Annotated in this window: 24 protein-coding genes; 14 read left to right on the top strand and 10 right to left on the bottom strand. The window is 63.3% G+C overall.

The annotated features are described in order from the left end of the window. Positions 1-34 precede the first annotated feature (34 nt). Positions 35-424 carry a hypothetical protein gene (locus A3AU_RS0119590; protein ID WP_027054372.1) on the top strand — a complete coding sequence of 130 codons (390 nt, stop codon included), beginning with the start codon at positions 35-37 and terminating at the stop codon, positions 422-424. Here the strand turns inward: A3AU_RS0119590 and A3AU_RS0119585 are convergent, their stop codons facing one another. After that, positions 425-1,738 (bottom strand): amidase, encoded by a 1,314-nt coding sequence (locus A3AU_RS0119585; RefSeq protein ID WP_027054371.1) that lies wholly within the window; start codon positions 1,736-1,738, stop codon positions 425-427. Positions 1,739-1,853: 115 nt separating this feature from the next. On the opposite strand from A3AU_RS0119585, the gene A3AU_RS0119580 reads away from it, so the two are divergent. Next, the gene (locus tag A3AU_RS0119580) at positions 1,854-2,201 is read left to right on the top strand and encodes a GFA family protein (RefSeq protein WP_027054370.1); all 348 of its coding nucleotides are present in this window, start codon (positions 1,854-1,856) and stop codon (positions 2,199-2,201) included. A 16-nt stretch (positions 2,202-2,217) separates the two neighbouring features. Here the strand turns inward: A3AU_RS0119580 and A3AU_RS0119575 are convergent, their stop codons facing one another. Further along, positions 2,218-3,126, bottom strand: coding sequence for an SDR family oxidoreductase (locus A3AU_RS0119575; RefSeq protein ID WP_027054369.1), 909 nt, complete (start codon positions 3,124-3,126; stop codon positions 2,218-2,220). A 97-nt stretch (positions 3,127-3,223) separates the two neighbouring features. Here A3AU_RS0119575 and A3AU_RS0119570 point away from each other — a divergent pair, with 97 nt between their 5' ends. The 4 genes from A3AU_RS0119570 (at position 3,224) to A3AU_RS0119555 (ending at position 5,698) form a co-directional block, all read left to right on the top strand. After that, the gene (locus tag A3AU_RS0119570) at positions 3,224-3,802 is read left to right on the top strand and encodes a TetR/AcrR family transcriptional regulator (protein WP_027054368.1); all 579 of its coding nucleotides are present in this window, start codon (positions 3,224-3,226) and stop codon (positions 3,800-3,802) included. A 163-nt stretch (positions 3,803-3,965) separates the two neighbouring features. Further along, positions 3,966-4,073: a helix-turn-helix domain-containing protein gene (locus A3AU_RS1000000140425; protein WP_418001072.1), complete on the top strand. Its 108-nt coding sequence runs from the start codon at positions 3,966-3,968 to the stop codon at positions 4,071-4,073. Positions 4,074-4,144: 71 nt separating this feature from the next. After that, positions 4,145-5,116, top strand: coding sequence for an AraC family transcriptional regulator (locus tag A3AU_RS0119560; RefSeq protein WP_027054367.1), 972 nt, complete (start codon positions 4,145-4,147; stop codon positions 5,114-5,116). 150 nt (positions 5,117-5,266) lie between these two features. Beyond that, positions 5,267-5,698 carry a DUF4437 domain-containing protein gene (locus A3AU_RS0119555; protein WP_027054366.1) on the top strand — a complete coding sequence of 144 codons (432 nt, stop codon included), beginning with the start codon at positions 5,267-5,269 and terminating at the stop codon, positions 5,696-5,698. Between the two features lie 12 nt (positions 5,699-5,710). On the opposite strand, the gene A3AU_RS0119550 is transcribed toward A3AU_RS0119555, so the two are convergent. The 7 genes from A3AU_RS0119550 to A3AU_RS0119520 all read right to left on the bottom strand — a co-directional run bounded on the left by A3AU_RS0119550 (position 5,711) and on the right by A3AU_RS0119520 (position 12,528). After that, on the bottom strand, positions 5,711-6,796 hold the full coding sequence (locus tag A3AU_RS0119550) for an ABC transporter ATP-binding protein (RefSeq protein WP_027054365.1): 1,086 nt from the start codon (positions 6,794-6,796) through the stop codon (positions 5,711-5,713). A gap of 106 nt (positions 6,797-6,902) precedes the next feature. Beyond that, positions 6,903-8,006 carry an ABC transporter ATP-binding protein gene (locus A3AU_RS0119545; RefSeq protein WP_027054364.1) on the bottom strand — a complete coding sequence of 368 codons (1,104 nt, stop codon included), beginning with the start codon at positions 8,004-8,006 and terminating at the stop codon, positions 6,903-6,905. Continuing rightward, positions 8,003-8,227: a hypothetical protein gene (locus A3AU_RS0119540; protein WP_027054363.1), complete on the bottom strand. Its 225-nt coding sequence runs from the start codon at positions 8,225-8,227 to the stop codon at positions 8,003-8,005. Before A3AU_RS0119540 ends, A3AU_RS0119545 begins: the two co-directional genes overlap by 4 nt. Continuing rightward, the gene (locus tag A3AU_RS0119535) at positions 8,224-9,180 is read right to left on the bottom strand and encodes a carbohydrate ABC transporter permease (RefSeq protein ID WP_027054362.1); all 957 of its coding nucleotides are present in this window, start codon (positions 9,178-9,180) and stop codon (positions 8,224-8,226) included. The genes A3AU_RS0119540 and A3AU_RS0119535 overlap by 4 nt, the downstream gene beginning before the upstream one ends. Before the next feature lie 3 nt (positions 9,181-9,183). Then, positions 9,184-10,089, bottom strand: a complete 906-nt coding sequence (locus A3AU_RS0119530; protein ID WP_027054361.1) for a carbohydrate ABC transporter permease — start codon at positions 10,087-10,089, stop codon at positions 9,184-9,186. Between the two features lie 68 nt (positions 10,090-10,157). Further along, a complete protein-coding gene (locus A3AU_RS0119525) occupies positions 10,158-11,474 on the bottom strand; it encodes an ABC transporter substrate-binding protein (protein ID WP_027054360.1) in 1,317 nt (438 codons plus the stop codon). 358 nt (positions 11,475-11,832) lie between these two features. Next, entirely contained in the window at positions 11,833-12,528 is a 696-nt protein-coding gene (locus A3AU_RS0119520; protein ID WP_027054359.1) for a TetR/AcrR family transcriptional regulator, read from the bottom strand. A gap of 51 nt (positions 12,529-12,579) precedes the next feature. Here A3AU_RS0119520 and A3AU_RS0119515 point away from each other — a divergent pair, with 51 nt between their 5' ends. Genes A3AU_RS0119515 through A3AU_RS0119505 form a run of 3 tightly spaced genes read left to right on the top strand, consistent with a single transcriptional unit; the run spans position 12,580 to position 15,073 of the window. Beyond that, positions 12,580-13,776, top strand: a complete 1,197-nt coding sequence (locus A3AU_RS0119515) for a Tm-1-like ATP-binding domain-containing protein (RefSeq protein WP_027054358.1) — start codon at positions 12,580-12,582, stop codon at positions 13,774-13,776. 10 nt (positions 13,777-13,786) lie between these two features. Then, on the top strand, positions 13,787-14,653 hold the full coding sequence (locus A3AU_RS0119510; protein WP_027054357.1) for a phosphoenolpyruvate hydrolase family protein: 867 nt from the start codon (positions 13,787-13,789) through the stop codon (positions 14,651-14,653). A 3-nt stretch (positions 14,654-14,656) separates the two neighbouring features. Continuing rightward, a complete protein-coding gene (locus A3AU_RS0119505) occupies positions 14,657-15,073 on the top strand; it encodes a cupin domain-containing protein (RefSeq protein ID WP_027054356.1) in 417 nt (138 codons plus the stop codon). Positions 15,074-15,178: 105 nt separating this feature from the next. On the opposite strand, the gene A3AU_RS0119500 is transcribed toward A3AU_RS0119505, so the two are convergent. Then, positions 15,179-16,369: a M24 family metallopeptidase gene (locus A3AU_RS0119500; RefSeq protein WP_027054355.1), complete on the bottom strand. Its 1,191-nt coding sequence runs from the start codon at positions 16,367-16,369 to the stop codon at positions 15,179-15,181. A 363-nt stretch (positions 16,370-16,732) separates the two neighbouring features. On the opposite strand from A3AU_RS0119500, the gene A3AU_RS0119495 reads away from it, so the two are divergent. The 5 genes from A3AU_RS0119495 (at position 16,733) to A3AU_RS0119475 (ending at position 21,912) form a co-directional block, all read left to right on the top strand. Further along, positions 16,733-18,343, top strand: coding sequence for an ABC transporter substrate-binding protein (locus A3AU_RS0119495; RefSeq protein WP_027054354.1), 1,611 nt, complete (start codon positions 16,733-16,735; stop codon positions 18,341-18,343). A 179-nt stretch (positions 18,344-18,522) separates the two neighbouring features. Beyond that, the gene (locus A3AU_RS0119490; protein ID WP_027054353.1) at positions 18,523-19,509 is read left to right on the top strand and encodes an ABC transporter permease; all 987 of its coding nucleotides are present in this window, start codon (positions 18,523-18,525) and stop codon (positions 19,507-19,509) included. After that, on the top strand, positions 19,506-20,336 hold the full coding sequence (locus A3AU_RS0119485; protein ID WP_027054352.1) for an ABC transporter permease: 831 nt from the start codon (positions 19,506-19,508) through the stop codon (positions 20,334-20,336). The genes A3AU_RS0119490 and A3AU_RS0119485 overlap by 4 nt, the downstream gene beginning before the upstream one ends. Further along, on the top strand, positions 20,333-21,127 hold the full coding sequence (locus A3AU_RS0119480; RefSeq protein WP_027054351.1) for an ABC transporter ATP-binding protein: 795 nt from the start codon (positions 20,333-20,335) through the stop codon (positions 21,125-21,127). The genes A3AU_RS0119485 and A3AU_RS0119480 overlap by 4 nt, the downstream gene beginning before the upstream one ends. After that, positions 21,124-21,912 carry an ATP-binding cassette domain-containing protein gene (locus tag A3AU_RS0119475; protein ID WP_027054350.1) on the top strand — a complete coding sequence of 263 codons (789 nt, stop codon included), beginning with the start codon at positions 21,124-21,126 and terminating at the stop codon, positions 21,910-21,912. The genes A3AU_RS0119480 and A3AU_RS0119475 overlap by 4 nt, the downstream gene beginning before the upstream one ends. Positions 21,913-21,921 lie beyond the last annotated feature (9 nt).

Here is a 21,921-nt window from a genome sequence, read left to right as displayed (position 1 = left end):
CGGTTTCGTCCCAATTCTCCGCGACGTTGCGGCCATGTCCGGTCTTCGCCTCGCATTTCTGACTGTTGTCGCTTCGTCGATCTGCACCCTGTCGGCATTCGCCACGGCCGAGAGCAGCTATGTCTACTTCGACAACGGACTGCGCTGCTTCAAGGCGCCATGCCCCTCGAACAGCGCGCTCGACCTTGTCACCGGCGCAATCATCAAGGGTGTGTCAATCGACACGAGCGGATTGCCGCAAGCGGACAAGGCTATAACGGATCAGTCCGACGTGCTTTACGGCGGAAAGATCGTCGTCAGGGCTTCGATAGAGCATCGCACCCAGACCTTCACCGGCAAGGACTACAGCCTGCCATGGCTGGTCGCGACCCGCATCGTGCGCACCACCACGGCTAACGAACGCAAGCACTGTTCGTCGCCCTGATTATCCGCCAATTGCCGATGAGCCACCCAGCAGCCTCTCCACTTCAGCGGCAATCCGCAGCAGATGCCGGTCGTGGCCATTGCGCGCGACCAGCATCAGTCCCGCCGGCAGCGCCATACCGGGCATCGGCAGCGAGATCGCGCAGAGGTCGAACTGGTTGGCAACCTGCGTGTTGCGCAGCAGCAGGCCTTCGACATGGTCGCGCAATTCGGTATCCCCGGCCAGGGAAACAATGGTCGGTGCCGTCACCGGCGTGGTCGGCAGAGCCAGCACGTCCAACGATGCCAACCGTTCGTCCATGGCGGCTGCCAGGGCAGCGCGGCGGCGCAAGGCCCTGATATAGACCGGCGTCGGCAGCATTGCCGCCCGCGACAAGGGGCTGCTGACGTGCGGGTCGACCGGCACCGATGCACCCGTCGCCAGCCAGTCGGCATGAATCTCGGCTCCTTCCATGGCGGCGATCGAACCCCGCTTGGTGGCCGCGCGCAACTCCGCGATCATATCGTCGATCGATAGATCCGTAATGCGCGCGCCAGCCTGTTCGATCTTGCCGAGACAATGCTCGAAGGTCGCCGCAACCTTGCCTTCCATATTACCGAAAAGAACGCCGCGTGGGATGCCAATGCGAAGTCCCGAGAGCGGAATGGCCGCCAGTTCGCTTGGTGCCTCGCCGGCCATCACCGCGTCCGTTGCCGCGCATTGCGCGACGGTTCGGGCAAGCGGCCCGATCGAGTCCAAGGTACCCGACAGTGGAAATGCACCGGCCAGCGGCACGCGCCGCGCCGTCGGTTTGAAGCCGACGACGCCATTGAGCGCCGCCGGAATGCGGATCGATCCGCCGGTGTCGGAGCCGATCGAGACGTCGCTCGTGCCCTCGCCAACCGAGACGCCGGCGCCCGAGGACGAACCGCCAGGAATATGGCCGGCGTCGGCGGCATTGCCTGGCGTGCCGTAGTGCATGTTGTCACCGATCGCCGTGAAGGCGAATTCGGTCATGTTGGTCCTGCCGACGATCACCGCGCCGGCCTGACGAAGCCGGCTGACGATGGTGGCATCGCGCACGGCCGGTGCGGCGGTCTTGCGCATCAGTGAGCCGGCCGTCGTCGCCTCGCCGGCGACATCGAACAGATCCTTGATCGAGACCAGGGTGCCGTCGAGCGGTCCGAGCGTCACGCCGGCTCGGCTGCGGGCGTCACTGGCATCAGCCGCGGCCCGTGCGGGTTCGACATAGAGCCTGGTGAAGACCTTCTCGTCGGCCGCACGATTGGCAAGACGTGACAGGATGATTTCGAGACGGTCGCGGATGGATTGCATGTCGATGTCGGACTCCGTCAGGATGCAACGTCTTTAAGGCAAGCAGCCGTTCGGCCTGCGGAAGGGATAACCCGGCCAGCGTGCCTTTGCACCTGCCAGCGATAGGAAGATACTGATGCTGTATAAGGGCAGCTGTCATTGCGGCAAGGTCGCATTCGAGGTCGAGGGCGAGCTTGGCGGCGCTGTGCGCTGCAATTGCTCGATCTGCGCCCGCAAAGGTGCGCTGCTGTGGGCCGTGCCGCATGACAGGCTTACCCTCGTCGCCTGGGGCGACGATCTTGGCCGCTACACATTCGGCGAGGCGAAGATCGCGCATCGCTTCTGCCGCGGTTGCGGCATCCACCCTTTCGCCGAGGACGTCCGCGAAGATGGTGAGCGCAACGCCTATATCAACCTCAACTGCGTTGCCGATGTCGACCCTTCCACCTTGTCAGTCTTCGATTTCGACGGGCGTTCGGCCTGAGCGACTCTAGATTGCCTTACCGGTAACCCGTCGCGTCGGCGGGCTTGCCGGCGTCCTGCACCTCCGGCACGTAGCGCCAGGCATCGGGCCGCGAACCGTCGAGATCGCTAAAGCCATAGACCTGCGCCAGTCCGCCGCTGGACAGGGACTGGCCGTTCCATCGCGAGCGACCCGTGTCCGCCGCCAGCGCGGCAACCGCGCGCCCAACAAAGCGCGGCGTCTCCGAAATCACGAAATGCGGTACCGTTGTCGTAGCATCGCGCCAATTCTCCTCGCGCACTCCAAAAGTATCCAGCATTATTTCCGAGCGCATCCAGCCGGGCGTCAGCGAGACGGACGTGGCATCGTGTTTCGCCAGGTCCTTTGCGTGAGCCCACGCCATGCGGTTCACCGCGACCTTGGCAAGGTCGTAGAAGGGCGACAGGCGGTAGTGCTCGGCATTGTATTCGGCGGTGCCATCCGTGACTTCGACCAGCAGTGCGCCCGGCTGCCTGATCATGAGGGGCAGCGCATGATGAGCGGTGATCAGATGCGTATCGATGGCCAGACGCAGCATGCGCAAACCATTCTCCAGATTGTGCTCCCAGACCGGCTTGTCCCATTCGAACAGCTTTTCACCGCCCCAGATATCGTTGACGAGGATGTCGAGATGGCCCTGCTCGGCACGGATGCGCTCGACCAGACTCCGCACGTCGTCAGGCACAAGATGGTCGACCTGGACGGCGATGCCCGTGCCACCGTTCGCCGTGACCATTTCCGCCGTCTCCTCGATGGTTTCGGGCCGGGCGTATTCGGATTGCTGGGCACGCGTGCTCCGTCCCGTGACATAGACCGTGGCGCCGGCGGCGCCGAGCTCGACCGCTATGCCGCGGCCGGCGCCTCGTGTTCCGCCGGCGACCAGGGCAACTTTTCCTTGCAACGTCATTGAACTCTCCCAAAACGGCACCATCGATGAAATCCGAGCTGGCTTGCGTCACTCGCATCATATATAAATGATCATTCGGTTATATCAGGATGTCAAGGTGACCCGACCCAAAACGCAGTCCGATGAGCAGGTGCTGGAAGCTGCCTTGCGATTGATCCACGAGCATGGCCCCGAGGCGCTCACCTTCGAGCGCCTCGCAAGAACCTGTGGCCTCTCCGGTGCAACCCTGGTGCAGCGCTTTGGCAACAAGGCGCGGTTGAAGCAGCGGACCCTGCTGCATGCCTGGGATGATCTTGACGACAAGACCAGGACGCTGGCGGCCAGCGTCGCCAAAACTCCGGCTGGTGCGATCGAATTGCTGGTCGCGCTGTCGCAAAGCTATGGCGGCATCGAATCTTATGCCGAAGGTCTGCTCGTTCTGCGCGAAGATCTGCGTGATCCGCTGCTCAGGGCGCGCGGCGCGGCCTGGAAGACAACCCTGTGCAATGCAATCGCGGCTTGCTTCGCGCGAACGCCGAACTCGCCACCTGATATCGGCCTCCTGATGGCGTCGCATTGGCAGGGATCGTTGCTGTGGTGGAGTTTCGATCCGACGATCGCGGTGGCCGTCTATGTCGATGATAGTCTCGACCGCTTCGTCGCCGCCGTCACGACGGCGACGGCCGGGGGACCATGATGGTTCCCGGGCCGAGCGCGCGGCATCAGCCGCATCGCCATCGCCGCCGACGTTGCCCGGAAGTCGCCAAGTGCTAAGCCGGGCACGAAGCGAGCAGAAGCCTACGAGCCCGGCCTTCCACACCTGCTGGAGTCCATGGCGCGCGAAGTGACGGTGGAGCGAGATTTCGGTCGTTGCCGCGCGCCTCGGCTATGAATCGGATGCCGCCTTCAGCCGCGCCTTCAAGCGCGTCATCGGCTCGCCGCCCAGCAATCTGCGCGCCGAGGAATAGGCCGACATCGGCCAGGCCGGGTAACGCGTCCTGGCCGTGACTGACCGGCGATTCCACGCTAGAAAACCGGTATGGATTTCACGTCATCCGAGAGTGTCTTGCCGGCTTCGGACGGTCCGCTGACCGAAATGCTGCGTGGATTACGGCTTGACGGCGTCGATTACGGCCGCTGCGAACTTGGCGAGCCGTGGGCCGTGTTCTTTCCAGCCCAGGCGGCGGCGCGGTTTCACTTCATCGGCCGGCATGGATGCTGGCTGTTTTCGCCATCTAGGCAATGGCTGGAGCTGAAGGCCGGCGATGCGCTCCTGTTGCCACGCGGCGCCGAGCACAGTCTCGCCAGCGCGCCGGGCGTCCCTGCCGTGCCGATCGAGAGCTACAGCGTCAAGCCGTTGGAGGACAACGTCTATGACGTCTCGAACGGCGGCGATGGCCAGAAAACCCTGCTGTTTTGCGGCAGTATGCGCTTCGATCTGGGTGGATCGCATCCTGTGCTCGCCATGATGCCGGCAATGATGCGCGCGCGGGAATTGATGACGGGTGAGCCGGGCATTCCGCACCTTCTGGACGCCATGGCCAGCGAAGTGACCAGCAATCGCGCTGGCGCCGGCGGCATGCTGGCGCGGCTGGCAGACGTGTTGGCCGCAAGCATCATCCGCTCTTGGGTAGAGAACGGTGGCGGCGGCACCACCGGCTGGACCGCGGCGATCAGGGATCGGGACGTCGGCCGCGTGCTGGTGGCTATTCATCGCCAGCCCGACAGGAACTGGACCGTCGAATCCCTCGCCCGCGAAATGGGAGCCTCGCGTTCGGCCTTCGCCGGACGGTTCACCGCCGTCGTCGGCGAGACACCGGCCCGATATGTCGCCAGCGTGCGCATGCACCAGGCGCGACGGTGGCTGATCGAAGACCGAATGCGCGTATCGGTGGTGGCCGCCAGACTGGGCTACGAGTCCGAAGCATCGTTCAGCCGCGCGTTCAAGCGGATCGTCGGCAAGGCGCCCAGCCATTTGCGCCCGGTCGACGGCGCCTCCGAAGAACGCTGAGGCCATCCCAGGCTTGCAGAGGTACTTGCCGGATCTGGATGAATTGCCACGTCTTCCGGACGCAATGTCATTGCAGGGTCGACTGCATGCAATAGCCTGCCGTTGTCAGCAATGAGGGGCCGGCGGCACGTCGTCTCAAGGAGAGAATTCATGATGAATCATCTGAAGGTCCTGGCGGTCGCCACCATGCTCGTCGTCCCCGGGCGCGCCTTTGCCCTGGAGGACAGCTACCTGCCGGCCAGCAAGATTCCCTATGTTTCCGAAGCACCGGACCAGCCACAGCGCCTTGGACCACTTTGGGGAGAACGGGCCACGGGCCCGGCGGGAACGTTGCTGAAAGTTCCAGGCAAATGGCGGGCGCCTGTTCACGCGCATACAGCCGACTATCGCGCCGTGGTTATCCAGGGTCTATGGGCGCATTGGCAGATGGCAGGTGGCGAAGCAACCAAGGTGGAGTTGCCTCCGGGATCCTACTGGACCCAAAAGGCTAATGAGATGCATGACGACGCTTGCCTGTCCGACACGGAGTGCGTGATCCTGCTGATCAACGACACGCCCTACGAGACCTACCTGCCGAAATAAGCGCGGGGGCGGTCATGACGCGTGCCGCAAGCTGACACCACTGCCCTTGTCGAACAGCACCACCTTGTCCGGGTTCCAGGCAAAGCGCACCGGCTGTTCGATCGCGACATCGGTCCTGGCCGGCACAGTGGCGCGCAGTGTCGTATCGCCGACCCGCAGCGTCAGGATCTTTTCCACGCCATGGTTCTCGACATCATGGACGCGCGCCTCGACCGGCGCGCCGCTTTCCAGATAGACATCCTCCGGGCGGATGCCGAAGACGAGCGGGCGACCGTCGGTCGCACCACCCGTCCCGGCTCTCCCTGAAAAGGGCAGTTCGAAATTCAGCGGCGCCATCACCGCGCGGCCGTTCACCACCTTGCCGTCGATGAGGTTCATCGGCGGCGAGCCTACGAAGCTCGCCACATAGGTGTCGCGCGGATTGTTGTAGATCTCGTGCGGCGTGCCGGTCTGCACGATGCGGCCGTGGTTCAAGACGCCTACCTTGTCTCCCATCGACATTGCCTCGATCTGGTCGTGGGTGACGAACAGGAAGGTGGCACCGAGTTGGATCTGCAGGTTCTTCAGTTCCGTCCGCAGCGCCTCGCGCAGCTTGGCGTCAAGGGCCGACAGTGGCTCGTCCATCAGGAACACGCGCGGCTTGCGCACGATGGCGCGGCCGATGGAGACGCGCTGCATCTCGCCGCCCGATAGCCGGTCTGTCTTGCGGTCAAGCAGATGCTCGATTCGCAGCGTGCGGGCGGCGCGGTCGACGCGGTCCTTGATCTCGGCGTCGGGCAACCGGCGGATCTTCGGCTTCAGCGGGAATTCGAGGTTCTCCCGCACCGTATAGCGCGGATAGAGCGAATATTGTTGCAGCACCAGCGCCACGTCGCGTTCGGCAGCGCCCCAGTCGGCAACATCGACGCCGTCGATCAGGACCTGCCCCTCACTGGGCTTCTCGAGGCCCGCGATCAGCCGCAGCGTCGTCGTCTTGCCGGCGCCTGTCTCGCCGAGCAGCACGAAGAACTCGCCATCGGCGATGTCGAGATCGAGCCCGGTCAAGGCCGTGTGGTTGCCAAATGTCTTCGAGATGTTCTTGAGCTGGATATGGGCCATGTCTACCGTCTCGATTTCTTTTTCGAGGGCGCCTGCCCTCCGCTATGGCTCCGGGCGTTCAAAGGTTCGAAAGGCCAAATCGTTGGCCTTTCCTGTCCTTCGACCATCACAATCTCACTTCCAGCGACTTGCCGCTTGCCTTGTCGAAGAAATGCGCCTGCGTCGGATCGATCCTGGCGAAAACCTTCTCGCCGGGACCTGAGATGAAGCCGCTCTTGGTGCGGGCCCGCAGCATGTTGGAACCCACTTTCAGATCGACGATATCGAAGGAGCCGAGCGGTTCGACGATTTGCGTTTCGACGGCCATGAACCCGTCGGCCGCCTCACGGCGAATGAGCACGCCCTCCGGCCGTATGCCGAGCGCAAGCCCGCCGCCGGCGTGGACGTTGAGTTTTGACAGCAACGTGCTTGGGAACTCGAAGCCGGTGGCCGCGTCGCCGACGGTCACCGATACGGACGAGGCTTTCTCGGCCACCGCCGCATCAGTGACATTCATCACCGGGCTGCCGACGAATTGCGCCACGAACAGATTGGCCGGGCGCGAATAGACCTCGTCCGGCGTGCCCACCTGCTGCAGCACGCCTTCGTGCATGATGACGATGCGGTCGGCGAGGCTCATCGCCTCGATCTGGTCATGCGTGACATAGATGGTGGTAGAGCCCTGCTTGATATGCAGCCGCTTGATCTCTGCCCGCATCTCCTCCCGCAGCTTGGCGTCGAGCGCGCCGATCGGCTCGTCCATCAGCATCGCCTTGGGACGCCGCACCAGCGCCCGGCCGATGGCGACGCGCTGCATGTCGCCGCCCGACAGCGCCGACGGCTTCTTGCCAAGCAGATCCGATATCTGCAGCGTCTTGGCGACCGAGCGCACCTCGCTGTCGATCTCCGCCTTGCTCTTGCGCGTGGCGCGCAAGGGGAAGGCGATGTTCTCGTAAACGCTCATATGCGGGTAGAGCGAGAACGACTGGAACACCATGGCGATGTCGCGGTCGGCGGCCTTCAGATGCTGGACCGGCTTGCCGTCGATGAGGATGTCACCCTCGTCGATCGTCTCCAGCCCGGCGATGGCGCGCAACGTCGTCGTCTTGCCGCAGCCCGATTGGCCAAGCAGCACGATGAACTCGTTGTCTGATATCTTGAGGTTGAGGTCCTTGATGACCTGGACGGCGCCGAAGAATTTCTGGACGCCGCGAAGCTCGATCTGGGTCAATGCTGTGCTCCCGGATTTCGCGCGGCGTGGCCGGTGCCGGCCTCTTGCTCAGGCGCGATCTTCGAGGTGATGTTGAAGCCGATCAACCCGATCAGGATGATGGTCAGGCCATATGTGTGCAGCAGCATGTTCCACGGCTGGCAGAGCGCTACGATGCCGAGCACCATGAGCACCTGCGAACCGGGCTCCAGATATTTCTGATTGATGGCGCGAAAGCTCATTTGCGGATCGCTCCGAAGGACATGCCGCGCAACAGATGATTGCGGAGCAGGAAGGTGAAGATGGCGACCGGCAGCAGAAACAGGAAGGTTCCCGCCGCGATCGTGGTCCAGTCGGGCAGGCCGGAGCCGATCTGAGACGGGATGAAGGGCGGTGCCGTCTGCGCACGGCGATTGGTCATGATCAACGCGAAGGCATATTCGTTCCACGCCGTGATGAAGCAGAACACAGCAGTGGCGGCGATGCCGGTTGCGGCTTCCGGAAGCACGATTTTGAAGAAGGCCTGCATGCGCGTGTAACCGTCGACGAGCGCCGCCTCTTCGTACTCCTTCGGAATCTCGTCCATGAAGCCCTTCATCAGCCAGACCGAGAAGGACAGGTTGAAGGCGACGTAGAGGATGATCAGGCCGATATGCGAATCGTTGAGTCCGACTATCCGGTACATCAGGAACATCGGAATGGCGACCACCACCGGCGGCAGCATGCGCGTCGACAGAATAAAGAAGAGAAGGTCCGCTTCACCCGCCATCTTGAAGCGCGAGAAGCCGTAGGCGGTGAATGTCCCCATTCCGACGGCAAGCACTGTGCTGATAACCGCCACGATAAGGCTGTTCATGAACCGGTTGGGATATTGCGAAAGTTGCACGTCGTTGCCGACCTTGAGCACACGCTCACCGCCGTCGTAGACGCGCTTTTCCCACCACGGCGCAGCCTCGTATACCTGCGGGTCGACGGGCTTCTGCATCTGTACGCGCTTGGTGAAGAGGCGGATGAACGGCGTCACCTCAGGCTGGAAAAGGACCGTCGGGGGCACGGTAACCGCCAATTCCTTCGGTTTGAATGCCGTCGAAGCGATCCAGTAGATCGGCGCGAGGAAGATTAGCGTCGCAATCAGCACAGCGACGACGGCAATACGGTTGAGCGCGACTTCGCCCGTGGTACGGACAGCGGCCATCGGCTAGCGTTCCTTCACCCTGTTGAGATATTTCACGTAGAGGTTGGTGATCGCCAGCACCATGATCAGTACGATATAGGCGAGCGCGCAGGACTTGCCGGTGTCCCACTGCTGGAAGGCCTGCTTGTAAAGACGGATCGCAAGGAGTTCAGCGGTCGGCTGGGTGGTCATCGTGTAGGCGATATCGAAGGTCTTGAAGGCTTCCATGGTGCGGAAGATCAAGGCGATCAAAAGGATCGGCGAAACCAGCGGCAAGGTGATGCGGGTGAAGGTGTACCAGCGGCCGGCGCGATCAATCGCCGCGGCCTCGTAGAGATGTTGCGGCACAGCCGAGAGGCCCGCGAGCGAGAGCAGCATGACGAAGGGCGACCACATCCAGATGTCGGTGATCGCGACGGCGTAGAGCGCACTGTCGGGATTGGAGAGCCAGGCGAAATCGCCGAGGCCGAACGCATAGTTGATAGGCCCCCAGGACGGACTGTACAGCAATTGCCAGAACAAGCCGACGACTGCCGCCGACATCATCATCGGCAAAAGCAGCAGCGTGGTTATCAGGCCCTTCATCGGAAAGCTGCGGTTGAGCAGGAGCGCTAGACCGAAACCCACGATCATCTGGCCGGCCACGGAAACGATGACGTATTTCGCCGTGATGATGAAGTTCGACCAAATGTGATCGTCGCTGAGCAGTTCACGATAGTTCTGCAACCCGACGAACTGCCAAGGCTCGCTGCGATTGGCAGCGAAGTTCGTGAAGGAGTAGCCAAGCGAATAAATCAGCGGAAAGATGTTGAAGACGATTAGGAAGGCCAGCGTCGGGATGATGAACATGTTGCGGATGGTCAGATCCGACCAGCCGCGCGCGGCGGCCCTGGAAGCAGGATCAAGATTGGTAAGGGCAACCGAAGCCAACGAATATCTCCCTGAAACGAGAATGCCGGAAGGGGAACCCTCCTCCTCCGGCATTCTGACTGCGATGCTTACTTGTAGCGATTGTACTTGGTGAACGTCGCCTTCCAGTCGGTGACGGTCTTGTCGAGCGCTTCCTGGGCCGTGCCCTTGCCGCCGACCACGAACGGATAGATGTTCTGGTTCAGCTGATCGAGCACTTCGGCGTATTCGGGCGTCGCCCAGAAGTCCTTGACCATGAACATCGTGTCGTAGAACGCCTTGTTGTAAGGCGTGGCGCTCTGGAAGGCTTCCGACTTCAGCACGGCCTGGCTGCAGGTGTAGCCGCCGAGCGCGGCCCACTTCTTCTGGGTCTCGTCCTTGATGAACCATTCGAGGAACTTCATCGCCTCGTCCTTGTTCTTCGAGTACGAGACGACGGAGACGCCCTGGCCACCGAGGGCGGCGAAGCGCTTGCCGTCAGGGCCGGCCGGGTTGGCAAAGAACCCGGTGACGTCGGCATAGGGGTTGGTGGCCTTGTTCACCAGGGGCGGGAAGAAGGCGAAGAAGTTCATGCTCATTGCGGCGAGGCCGCCGGTGATCGCCTGATTGTCTTCCACGAAGAAGGTCTTGCCCCAGCCCGGAGGCGTGAACTTGTAGAGTTGCTTGTACATGTCGAGGCCGGCGGCGGCCTGCTTGGAATTGGTGATGCCTTCGACCTTGTAGGTTGCGTAGTCGCCGAGATCGCCGCCATAGCTGAAGATGGCGCTTTCGACGCCCATCGCCATCGCGTCATAGGAGTTGTCGGTGTAGATGGCGACGCCGTACTTCTTCTGGTCTGGACGCTGGAAGAATTCGGCGATGTCGCGCAGTTGCGCATAGGTCTTCGGAACATCGAGGTCGTAGCCGTATTTCGCCTTGAAGGCTTCCTTCTCCTTCGGATCCTCGAACCAGTCCTTGCGATAGGACCAGCCGATCGCATCGCCTTCCAGCGGGATCGCCCAGTACTTGCCGGAGCCGCCTGGGTATTCGGCGTAGTATTTGATGGTCGCGGGCGCCATCACGTCGTTGAGCTTGTGCTTGTTGAAGAAGTCGGTCAGGTCGACATAGTGCCCTTGCGTCGAACCTGCGCCCAGCCATTGCGAGTCACCGACGACCAAATCGTAGGCGTCGCCATGCGCGTTGAATTCGGTGAAGGCTTTGGTCTGGAAGTCGGGCCACGGCGTGGTCTGCACCGTGACCTTGACGCCGGTTTCGGCCGTGTAGTCATTGACGAGTTCCTGCAGATAGTTTGCGGGATCCCATTCCGCCCATAAGATGGTGAGTTCCTTGTCTTGCGCGCGGACAGATGTCCCGCAGGCAAGCGCCAAGCCGATACCAGCGATCACGCTGGTCACTATCTTGCGCATAATGATTTCCTCCCTTGTGCGCATTCTACCTGTCATGAGAACCGGCAACGGGGCCGGCTCCGGTAGTTCCTCCCGTGATCGCACCTTTCCGGTTCCGGGCCTCCTCGCCCTGCCGGAAAATGGATCGCAGCCCTCACTTTTGACCCACTTTTCTTTTCTAATCTGGTATTACCAATTTAGCGTCGACGTCAAGCCTTTTCTTGGGACGGGGACTTGGCCATTCCAGCGGAATTCAAGCTTTATCCGCCTGTTTTCCAACGATTTTCCTACTCAGTGATACGCAGAGGCGTTGTGCAGCCCTGAGCGCCAGGGGTAATATTGATAGTCGGCATGCAAATCTGGTCGAACCAGATAGGGCCTACTCCACGGCCACTCTTGAATCGTCGCCGCCTCCTTCACCGCTCGATTCGGCCACAGCCGCGCGCACCAGTGCGGCTGCCGCCCATTGCGCGACAGACCGCGTCCTGCGGCTGTCCAACCCCCATATATCCTTGAGCACTATCAGCACCTCGACGCCGAAAATCAGCGACAGGGCCTGCGCCAGGCGCTTGAAATCGCGCGGCGGCAACTGCCCCTTGAGCGGTGCGATCGCCTCCTGCAGCAAGTCGATACGATGACCGCGCGTGAAGGCCGGTTCGCCGCCCAGCGTGCCGGCCTGGCGCCGCGCCCATTGATCGAGCGACAGCTTCAGCGCCGCCTTGAACGTCGCTTCAAAAGCCTCGATGCGCGGCATCGCCGTGTCGAACAGTTCCGCCACCCGGCGCTCGGCGTCCGCCGCGGTCGATTGCCATGTGAGGATTGGGCCCAGCCCCTCGTCGACGACGGCCTGCACAAGCGCCGCCTGGCTCGGGAAATAGCGATAGGCGGTGGCACGGGAAACTTCGGCCGCCTCCGCCACCTCGCTGACCGACGGCGTGACGCCCGCCTGCATCAGCCGTGTCGCCGTCTCCAGCATCAGCCGTTTTGTCCGCGCCCGCGGTCCACGCTCGGCGGTCTCGCCGCTTCCCAGTTCGGTGCGGCCGCTTGCAGTGGATCGTTGACGTGAGATATCCATATCAATATGATACGCGCGTCTCAAAAATTTGCAATGACCCGGGAACCGCCCATGAAGCGCATTTACGTCGTGGGCACCGCCGACACCAAGGGCGAGGAACTCGCCTTCCTGGCCGATGCCATCGCCGCCACCGGCGCCGGCGTTTGCCGCGTCGATGTCGGAACACGCGACGCCACCGTTCCCGTAGACATCCCGGCGAAGGAAATTGCCCCCTATCATCCTGGCGGCAGCGCCGCTGTACTCGGCGGCGATGACCGTGGCGCCGCGGTTGCCGCCATGGGCGTCGCCTTCACCGGCTTCATTCAATCGCGAAACGACATTGCCGCCTTGATCGGGATAGGCGGCGGCGGCGGCACTTCGATCATCACCGCGGGCATGCGCGCCCTGCCGCTCGGTCTGCCGAAGATCATGGTCTCGACGCTCGCCTCGGGTGACACGGCTCCCTATGTCGACGTCTCCGACATCATCATGATGCCATCGGTGACCGACATGGCCGGCCTGAACCGGCTCTCCCGCGTCGTGCTGCACAATGCCGCCCAGGCGATATCGGGCATGGCGGCGAGGCCCGCGCCGGCGCCCGACGGCAAGCCGTCGATCGGACTGACCATGTTCGGTGTCACCACGCCTTGCGTGACCGCGATCGCTGATCAGCTCCGCACTGAATATGACTGCATGGTCTTCCACGCCACCGGTACCGGCGGCCGCAGCATGGAAAAGCTGGCCGACAGCGGCCTGCTGTCCGGCGTCATCGACATCACCACGACCGAGGTCTGCGATCTGCTGTTCGGCGGCGTGCTGCCGGCGACGCAGGATCGCTTCGGCGCGATCGCTCGCACTCGGCTGCCCTATGTCGGCTCGGTCGGCGCGCTCGACATGGTCAATTTCTGGGCACCCGCGACCATTCCCGAACAGTATCGGGGAAGACTGTTCTACGAGCACAATCCCAACGTCACGCTGATGCGCACCACCGCCGACGAATGTCGCGCGATCGGCGAGTGGATCGGCGGCAGGCTCGCCCTTTGCGATGGGCCGGTACATTTTCTCATCCCGGAAAAGGGCGTCTCGGCGCTCGACATCGAGGGCGGCGCTTTCTTTGACCCGGAAGCCGACGCCGTCCTGTTCGAAGCCATCGAGCGCACCATACAGCCGACTGTCACACGCCGCGTCACACGCCTGCCGCTGCACATCAACGACCCCGAATTCGCCAAGGCCGCGACCGCTGCCTTTCTCGACATCGCCAGACAGTGAGATCCAGAAAATGCCCGCAATACCGCGCAAGGACATACTGAAGAAATTCCGGGGGATGATCGACAAGGGTATGTCGATCGTCGGCGGCGGCGCCGGCACCGGCCTGTCGGCCAAGGCCGAGGAAGCCGGCGGCATCGACCTCATCATTATCTACAATTCCGGCCGCTACCGCATGGCCGGGCGCGGCTCGGCCGCCGGCCTGCTCGCCTATGGCAATGCCAACGAGATCGTCAAGGAGATGGCCTATGAGGTGTTGCCGGTGGTCAGACACACGCCGGTGCTGGCCGGCGTCAACGGCACCGACCCGTTCGTCATCATGCCGCTGCTTCTAGCTGAGTTGAAGACGATGGGCTTTTCCGGGGTACAGAATTTCCCGACCATCGGCCTGTTCGACGGCAGCATGCGGCAGAGCTTCGAGGAGACGGGAATGGGCTTCGGGCTCGAGGTCGACATGATCGCCGAGGCACGCAAGCTCGACCTGTTGACCACGCCCTATGTCTTCAACCCCGACGAGGCGCGCGCCATGACCAAGGCCGGCGCCGACATCGTCGTCGCCCATATGGGCGTGACCACAGGCGGCTCTATCGGCGCCACATCGGCGAAGTCGCTCGACGACTGCGTGGTCGCCATCGATGCCATCGCCGAGGCTGCCCGCTCGGTGCGCAAGGAAGTCATCCTGCTTTGCCATGGCGGCCCGATCTCGATGCCGGATGACGCCCGCTACATTCTCGACCGCTGTAAGGGGCTGCATGGCTTCTATGGCGCGAGCTCGATGGAGCGATTGCCGGCGGAAGCCGCGATCGCCAAGCAGACGGCCGATTTCAAGGCCGTCACGCCGGGCGGCGACAAAGCGACCACGAAGAAAAAGAAGGGATGAGAGATGACCGACAAGAGCAAGGTGTTTGTCTATCCGAAGGACGTCAGCGCCTTCGGCTTCGACTGGGGCAGACTGGCGCTGACAGTGGCCCCGGAAGTGAACGGCGCGACGCGCTTTTCCGGCGGCGTCGTCGACCTGCCGTCGGGCAAGGGCCATACGCGCCACAACCATCCCGGCGCCGAGGAAATTATCTTCGTCATCTCGGGCAATGGCGAACAGATGGTCGAGGACGAGAAGGGCAATCCGGTGATCGAGAAGGTCGGGCCAGGCTGCACCATCTATGTTCCGGAAAGCCGTTTTCACTCGACGCTGAACACCGGCGACGGGCCGATGCAGCTGTTTGTCGTCTATTCGCCGGCGGGTCCGGAGTTGGTGCTAAGGGAGCTTCCGGATTTCAGGTTATTGCCGGCTGGGAAGTGATCAACTTGTTCCAGGGTAGCGCTGCCATCGACGCTGCACCCTTCTCCCCGTTCCACGGGGAGAAGATGCCGGCAGGCAGATGAGGGGCGGCGCCAGCCTTCGCCTCTATAGAGTGCCACCCCTGTTCCAACCCCGGCCCCGGTCCCCGAACATCACATAGCCGATATCCGTCACGGCCAGCGTATCTTCCAGCTTGATGAAGCCGCGTGTCGGGTGAAGCATGGTCGTTTCCACCGACAGCACCATATCTTCTTCCAGCGGCTTGGCCGCGTAGGTGCCTTCATAGGCCACCGGATGGTTTGTCATCAGGAACGGCGCTTCATGTGTGATCAGGCCCATGCCGTGGGCGAAGAAATCCGTATAGGCCGCGACCTTGGATTTCTTCAGCACGCCCTCGGCATGTGAAATCATGTCGCCGCCCAGCGTGCCCGCCCGGACCTTCGAGAACGCCGCCTGCTGCACCGTCTCCACCTCGGCCAGCAAATCTTCCAGTTCGGCATCCGGTTCCCCCAGAATGCCCATGCGGCAGAGATCGCCGATATAGCCGTGATAATTACCGCCGGAATCGATCGACAGCACCTCGCCCTTCTTCCAGGCTTGGCTCGAAGCGGCACGGTTGTGGCTGGAGCCCAGCGTCAGCAGGCAATATTCGAAATGCGCGCCGCGATTGGTCTCCTCGCGCCTGGTCTGCTCGATCATCTCGGCTTTGGTCGTGCCTTCGCGCGCCCAGGCAATGGTCGCCAGCATCGAATCGGTGATCAGTTCCGAGGCCGTGCGCAGCTTCTCCAGTTCCGCGTCGGTCTTGATGGCGCGCATGTTCTCCAGCATGCCAGTCGCGTCGACCAGCCTGGCGTCCGGCAGCGCCTTGCGGATCAGCATGCAGGCATCCGACGGCAGGAAGCCGGGCTCGATACCGATGCGCGCATCCGCTTTACCGATCTTGCGCAAATGCTCGACGGCAAGGTTGGCGGCATCCAGCGTGCCCCAGCAGGCGGCATGCAGCGTCGGCGTCCAGAACGGATTGTTCTGGTGCTCGCCGCCTTCCATGCGGTTGCCGATATAGGCGGCATGGTCCGGCCCGCCCTTCTCATAGACGACGATTGGCAGGTAACGGCTGTGGCCGATTGCATCCATGGCGGCGAAGAAGATGAACTTGTAGCCGCCCAACAGATATTGCGTGTTGTGCTTGGAGGTGGCGAGCAGCACATCGATGCCGGCCTCCTCCATCAACCGATCGACCCTTGCCTGGTCGAACGGGATAGTGCTGACGGCATTCTTGCCCGGCGCGATGTTCATGTCTCTCTCCCTGAATTGCCTGGGATCAACGCTGTTGCGCGCCGGATCCGTGGCTGTCGATCAAATCTGCACCATTTTTCCCATTCTGGTCTAGCCAGAAATGCATGGCGTGCGCGGATTTGCGGTCACCAGGTCGTCATCCGTAGCCCGTTCACCAGATCTGGTCCTACCAGATATGGTGAATTGAACCGATCTCCAGAACTGGTCCAGCGGACGAAAATTTCAAAGCCAAGCCAGGATGCGCCAATTCCGTCTCTGGCGAAACCCTCGGCAAGGCCCATAATCGCGCCGCAAGGATGCCGATGCCGGCATTCGAGGGGTGTTGTCGCGCCGGATCGGGTGCGGAGAGGACGGAGTTCGATCATGTCAGGTTTCACGATTTCAAGGCGCAAAATGCTTGCCGGTTCAGCGATGCTGCTCGCCTCCACCGCCATGCCGACACTTGGCCGGGCGCAGACGCCGAAGAAGGGTGGACGCCTGGTCCTTGCCGCTGATTCAGAACCGCGCAACCTCAATCCGGCGATCGTCGCTTCCAACGGCGTCTTCTTCATCTCCAGCAAGATCGTCGAAACGCTGGCCGAAGCCTCCTTCGACGGCAAGGACGGGCTTGCCCCCAGGCTGGCGCTGGGCTGGGAGGGTGCCGCCGATGGCCTCTCGGTAACGTTCAAACTGCGCGACGGCGTCAAATGGCATGACGGCAAGCCGTTCACCTCGGCCGACGTCGCCTTCTCGGCGCTACAGATCTGGAAGCCGCTGCAGAATCTCGGCCGCACCGTGTTCAAGGATCTGGCCGCCGTCGACACGCCGGACGATCTCACCGCCGTGTTCAAATTCGCCAAGCCGACGCCGTTCCAGCTGATCCGCAATGCCCTGCCGGCGCTGTCGAGCGTCGTGCCGAAGCACATCTACGAGGTCGGCAAGATCGAGGACAATCCGGCCAACAACGCTCCCATCGGCACCGGTCCGTTCAAATTCGGCGAGTACAAGGCCGGCCAATACTACCGACTGACGAAGAACACCGATTACTGGGGCAAGGACGAACCCTGGCTCGACGAGATCATCTACCAGGTGCTGCCCGACCGCACGTCGGCCGCGAACGCGCTGGAAGCCGGGGAAATCCAGCTCGCCGCCTTCTCCGCCGTGCCGCTGGCCGACCTCGGCCGCATCTCCAAGGTGCCGGGACTGAGGGTGATCTCCAAGGGCTACGAAGGGCTGACCTACCAGCTCGTCGTTGAGATCAACCATCGCCGCAAGGAACTGGCCGACGTGAAAGTTCGCCAGGCCATCGCGCATGCCATCGACAAGGATTTCGTCGTCAAGACGGTGTTCCTCGGCTATGCCGCGACCGCCACCGGCCCGGTGCCGAAGAACGATCCGCAATTCTACACCGCCGACGTGCCGACCTATCCATTCGATGTCGCCAAAGCCAACGCTTTGCTCGACGAGGCCGGCTATAAGAAAGGCCCGGACGGCAAGCGCTTCACGCTCAAACTTTTGCCGGCGCCCTATTTCAACGAGACCAAGCAGTTCGGCGACTATCTGCGCCAGGCGCTGGCGGCAATAGGCATCGACGCGGAACTGGTCAACAACGACTCCGCCGCCCACATCAAGGCCGTCTACACCGACCATGCCTTCGACCTCGCCGTCGGCCCGCCGGTGTTCCGCGGCGACCCGGCGATCTCGACCACCATCCTGGTGCAGAGCGGCATTGCCGACGGCGTGCCGTTCTCCAACCAGGGCGGCTACAAGAACGACGCGCTCGACGCGCTGATCGCCAAGGCCTCCGAGACGCTCGACACCACGGCCCGCACCGACCTCTACAAGGAGTTCCAAAAAGAGGTCGCGGCAGACCTGCCGCTGATCAACGTCGCCGAATGGAGTTTCATTAGCGTGGCGAGTGACAAGCTCGGCAACATCGCCAACAATCCGCGCTGGGCGGTGTCGAACTGGGCGGACACGTATCTGGCTGGCTGATCTTTCCTTGCGGATTGCTTTTCGGGGTGCTCAGCTTTGAGAATGAGAGTTCCTTCGCGCCCCCCTCTGCCCTGCCCGACCCTCCGCAGCTGCAGCGCAGCTGCTGCGGAGGACGGGCAGGGCAGAGGGGGGCGCCGTAGAGCGCTACGTTCGTGGCATGGCCTCAGCCGGGCTTCGTCATGACCCGCGCCCTCACCCTCATTCGCCGCCGTCTCGTCGGCAGCATCTTCGTGCTGCTGATTGTCGTGATCGGCACCTTTCTGCTCCTCGAAGCAGCCCCCGGCGATGCCGTCGATGCCTATATCGTCTCCACCGGCGGCGACGCCGGCATGATCGAATTGCTGCGCCATCGCTGGGGCCTCGACCAGTCGGAGCTGACGCGGTTGGCCAACTATCTTTGGGCGCTGCTGCATCTTGATCTCGGCCAGTCGGTGACCTTTTCCAGGCCGATCCGCGACGTCATCCTGGAGCGCCTGCCCAACACGCTGTTGCTGATGGTCAGCGCCACCGCGTTGTCCTTCGGGCTCGGTTCCGCTCTCGGTATCTATGCCGGCGCCCGCCCCGGCAGTTTCCGCGACCGATTCCTCTCGATCGGCTCGCTGGCGCTCTATGCCGTGCCGGGTTTCTGGCTCGGCCTTGTGCTGATCGTCATCTTTGCCGTCGATCTCCGCTGGCTGCCAATCGGCGGCATCGAGACACTCGCTTCGGACAAGACCGGCCGCGACCGCGCCGTCGACATCGCCGTTCACCTCGTCCTGCCGGTTTCCGCGCTGGGCTTCATCTATCTGGCGCTTTATCTGCGCATGATGCGCGCCGGCATGGCCGAGGCCTGGCGCCAGGATTTCGTGCTGGCCGCCCGCGCCAGGGGGCTTTCGCGCCGGCGCATCGTGCTTTCCCATATCGCCCGCAACGCGCTGCTGCCGCTGGTCACCATGCTCGGCCTCCAATCGGCGCAGATGCTCGGCGGCAGCGTCGTCATCGAGAGCGTGTTTTCCGTTCCCGGCCTCGGCCGGCTAGCGCAGGAAGCGGTGAGCGCGCGCGACACGCCGCTGCTGCTCGGCATCATTCTCACCAGCGCCGTCCTTGTCATCCTCATCAATCTTCTCGTCGACATCGCCTATGCCTTCCTCGACCCTCGCGTCGGCGCTGGCGAGGCCGGCGCATGAGCCCGCTGCGACGCTTTCTGCGCGCGCCCGAGGCGGTCGCCGGCGCCATCCTTCTGTCCGCACTGATGGCGATGGCCCTGTCAGCCTCGCTGTTGTTTCCCAGCGATCCGCAAGCCATTGCCGGGCCGGCGCTGCTGCCGCCCTTCCAGGATTGGTCGCTGCCGCTCGGCACCGATCGGCTTGGCCGCGACGTGCTGGCCGAACTGTTCCACGGCGCCCGCACCTCGTTGGCTGTTGGCCTCGCGGCGGCGGCGGCATCACTTGCCATCGGCGCGGTGGTCGGCACGCTAGCCGGCTTTGCCGGCGGTCTTGTCGACGAGGTGCTGATGCGCATCACCGACGCCTTCCAGACCGTGCCTGGTTTCCTGCTGGCATTGGCTTTCGTCAGTGTCGTCGGGCCGTCGCTCGGCGCCGTCGTGATTGCTATCGCGCTCGGCACATGGACAGGACCCGCTCGCATCGCCCGCGCCGAAGTTCTCTCCATCCGCGAACGCGACTATGTTGCCAGCGCCCGCGCCATCGGCATGCATCCGCTGGAGATCGCCTTTCGCGAGGTCCTGCCCAACGCCTTGCCGCCGGTGCTGGCGATGTCGTCGGTGATCGTCGCCGCCGCCATCCTCACCGAGGCGGCGCTGTCCTTCCTTGGCCTCGGCGACCCCAACCGGGTCACCTGGGGCGGCATGATCGCCGAGGGCCGCACTGTTTTGCGCACCGCACCCTTCCTGTCGATCGTCCCGGGCATGGCGCTGGTGCTGACCGTGCTCGGCGTCTATCTCGCTGGTGAAGGCATCGTCGAGACGACGGCCGTCAGGAGAGGCCTGTCGTGACCGTGCTGGCGTCGATCGGCGAGTTGACGGTGACCTACCGCCGCGACGGCGGTGAGGTGACGGCGCTGAGGAGCGTTAGCCTCGATATCATGGCTGGCGAACGTCTCGCCATAATCGGCGAAAGCGGCTCCGGCAAAAGCACGCTGGCGCTGGCGATCGCGGAGCTGTTGCCGTCGTCGTCGGCGGACGGAAGGATTGAATGGCCCGGCCTTGGCCGCACACCCCTTCTCGGCCGCGACATCGGCTTCGTCTTCCAGGATCCGTCCGCCAGCCTCGATCCGGTCATGACCATCGGCAAACAGATCGCCGAAGTCGCGCGCGCGCATCTCGGCCTTACCTGGTCGCAGGCATACGCGAAGGCAAGGACCCTGCTCGAACGCATCCGTCTGCCCGACCCGGACTCGGCCCTGCAGGCTTTCCCGCATCAGCTCTCCGGCGGCCAGAAGCAGCGTGTGGCGATCGCCGCGGCCATCGCGGCAGGTCCAAAACTGCTGATCGCCGACGAGGCAACCAGCGCGCTCGACACCATCGTGCAGGCCGAGATCGTCGCCTTGATCCGGCGGCTGGTGGCCGAGGACGGCATGACGTTGCTGTTCATCAGCCACGACATCGCGCTGGCGGCCGAACTCGCCGAGCGCATCGCCGTGTTCCGCCACGGCCGGCTGGTCGAACTTGGCCCGACGGCGCGGATTGTCGGCGCCCCAACTCAAGCCTACACACGCATGCTGCTCGACGCCCATATCGGCCTCGACGCAGCGCCATTGCTGGACCGGGCCGGGCTGCGCTCATGAGCCTGCTCGCGGCATCCAACCTCACCAAACGCTACCGTCGCGGCGGCAAGACCGTCATCGCAGTCGACGATGTCTCTTTTCATATCGAGCCCGGCGAAACACTGGCGCTGGCCGGCCCATCCGGCAGTGGCAAGTCGACGATCGCCCGGCTGGCGCTCCGCCTGATCGAGCCGGACGCCGGGCGCATCGAATTCGAGGGCGGTGACTTCCTGGCCTTGCGCGGTGCAACGCTCAGAGCACGCCGCGCCCGCCTGCAAATGGTGTTCCAGGACCCGCTGGCCGCATTCAACCCGCGCGCCACGGTGGCGCGCGCGCTCGACGATCCCTTGCGCATCCACGGCATCGCCTCCCGTGGCGAGCGTCCGCGCCGCATCGCCGAATTGCTGGAGCGTGTCGGTCTGCCGGCTGATCTCGCATCGCGCGCCGTCCACGAAATCTCCGGCGGCCAGCGGCAGCGCGTGGCCATCGCCCGCGCCATCGCCACCAAACCGTCGCTGATTGTGCTCGACGAAGCGGTGTCAGCGCTCGATGTCTCTGTGCGCGGACAGATCCTCGAGCTTCTTCTCGACCTGCAACGCGAGCAGAAGATCGCCTATCTCTTCATTTCCCATGATCTCGGCGTCGTGCGCGCCGTCGCCCACCGCATCATCCTTCTCGATGCCGGGCGGATTGCCGAGAGCGGTGAAGCCCGTGCCGTCGTCGACGCGCCGCGATCGGCCATCGGCAAGGCATTGGTGGCGGCAGCGCCGAGATTGGATCGGAGTATCCGGCACAACGCACCGTGATCAGCTCGC

Source organism: Mesorhizobium erdmanii USDA 3471, from assembly GCF_000472705.1.
Taxonomy (GTDB): domain Bacteria; phylum Pseudomonadota; class Alphaproteobacteria; order Rhizobiales; family Rhizobiaceae; genus Mesorhizobium; species Mesorhizobium erdmanii.
The sequence above is the reverse complement of the archived record's forward strand: the minus strand, read 5'-3'. Positions and strand labels throughout refer to the sequence as shown.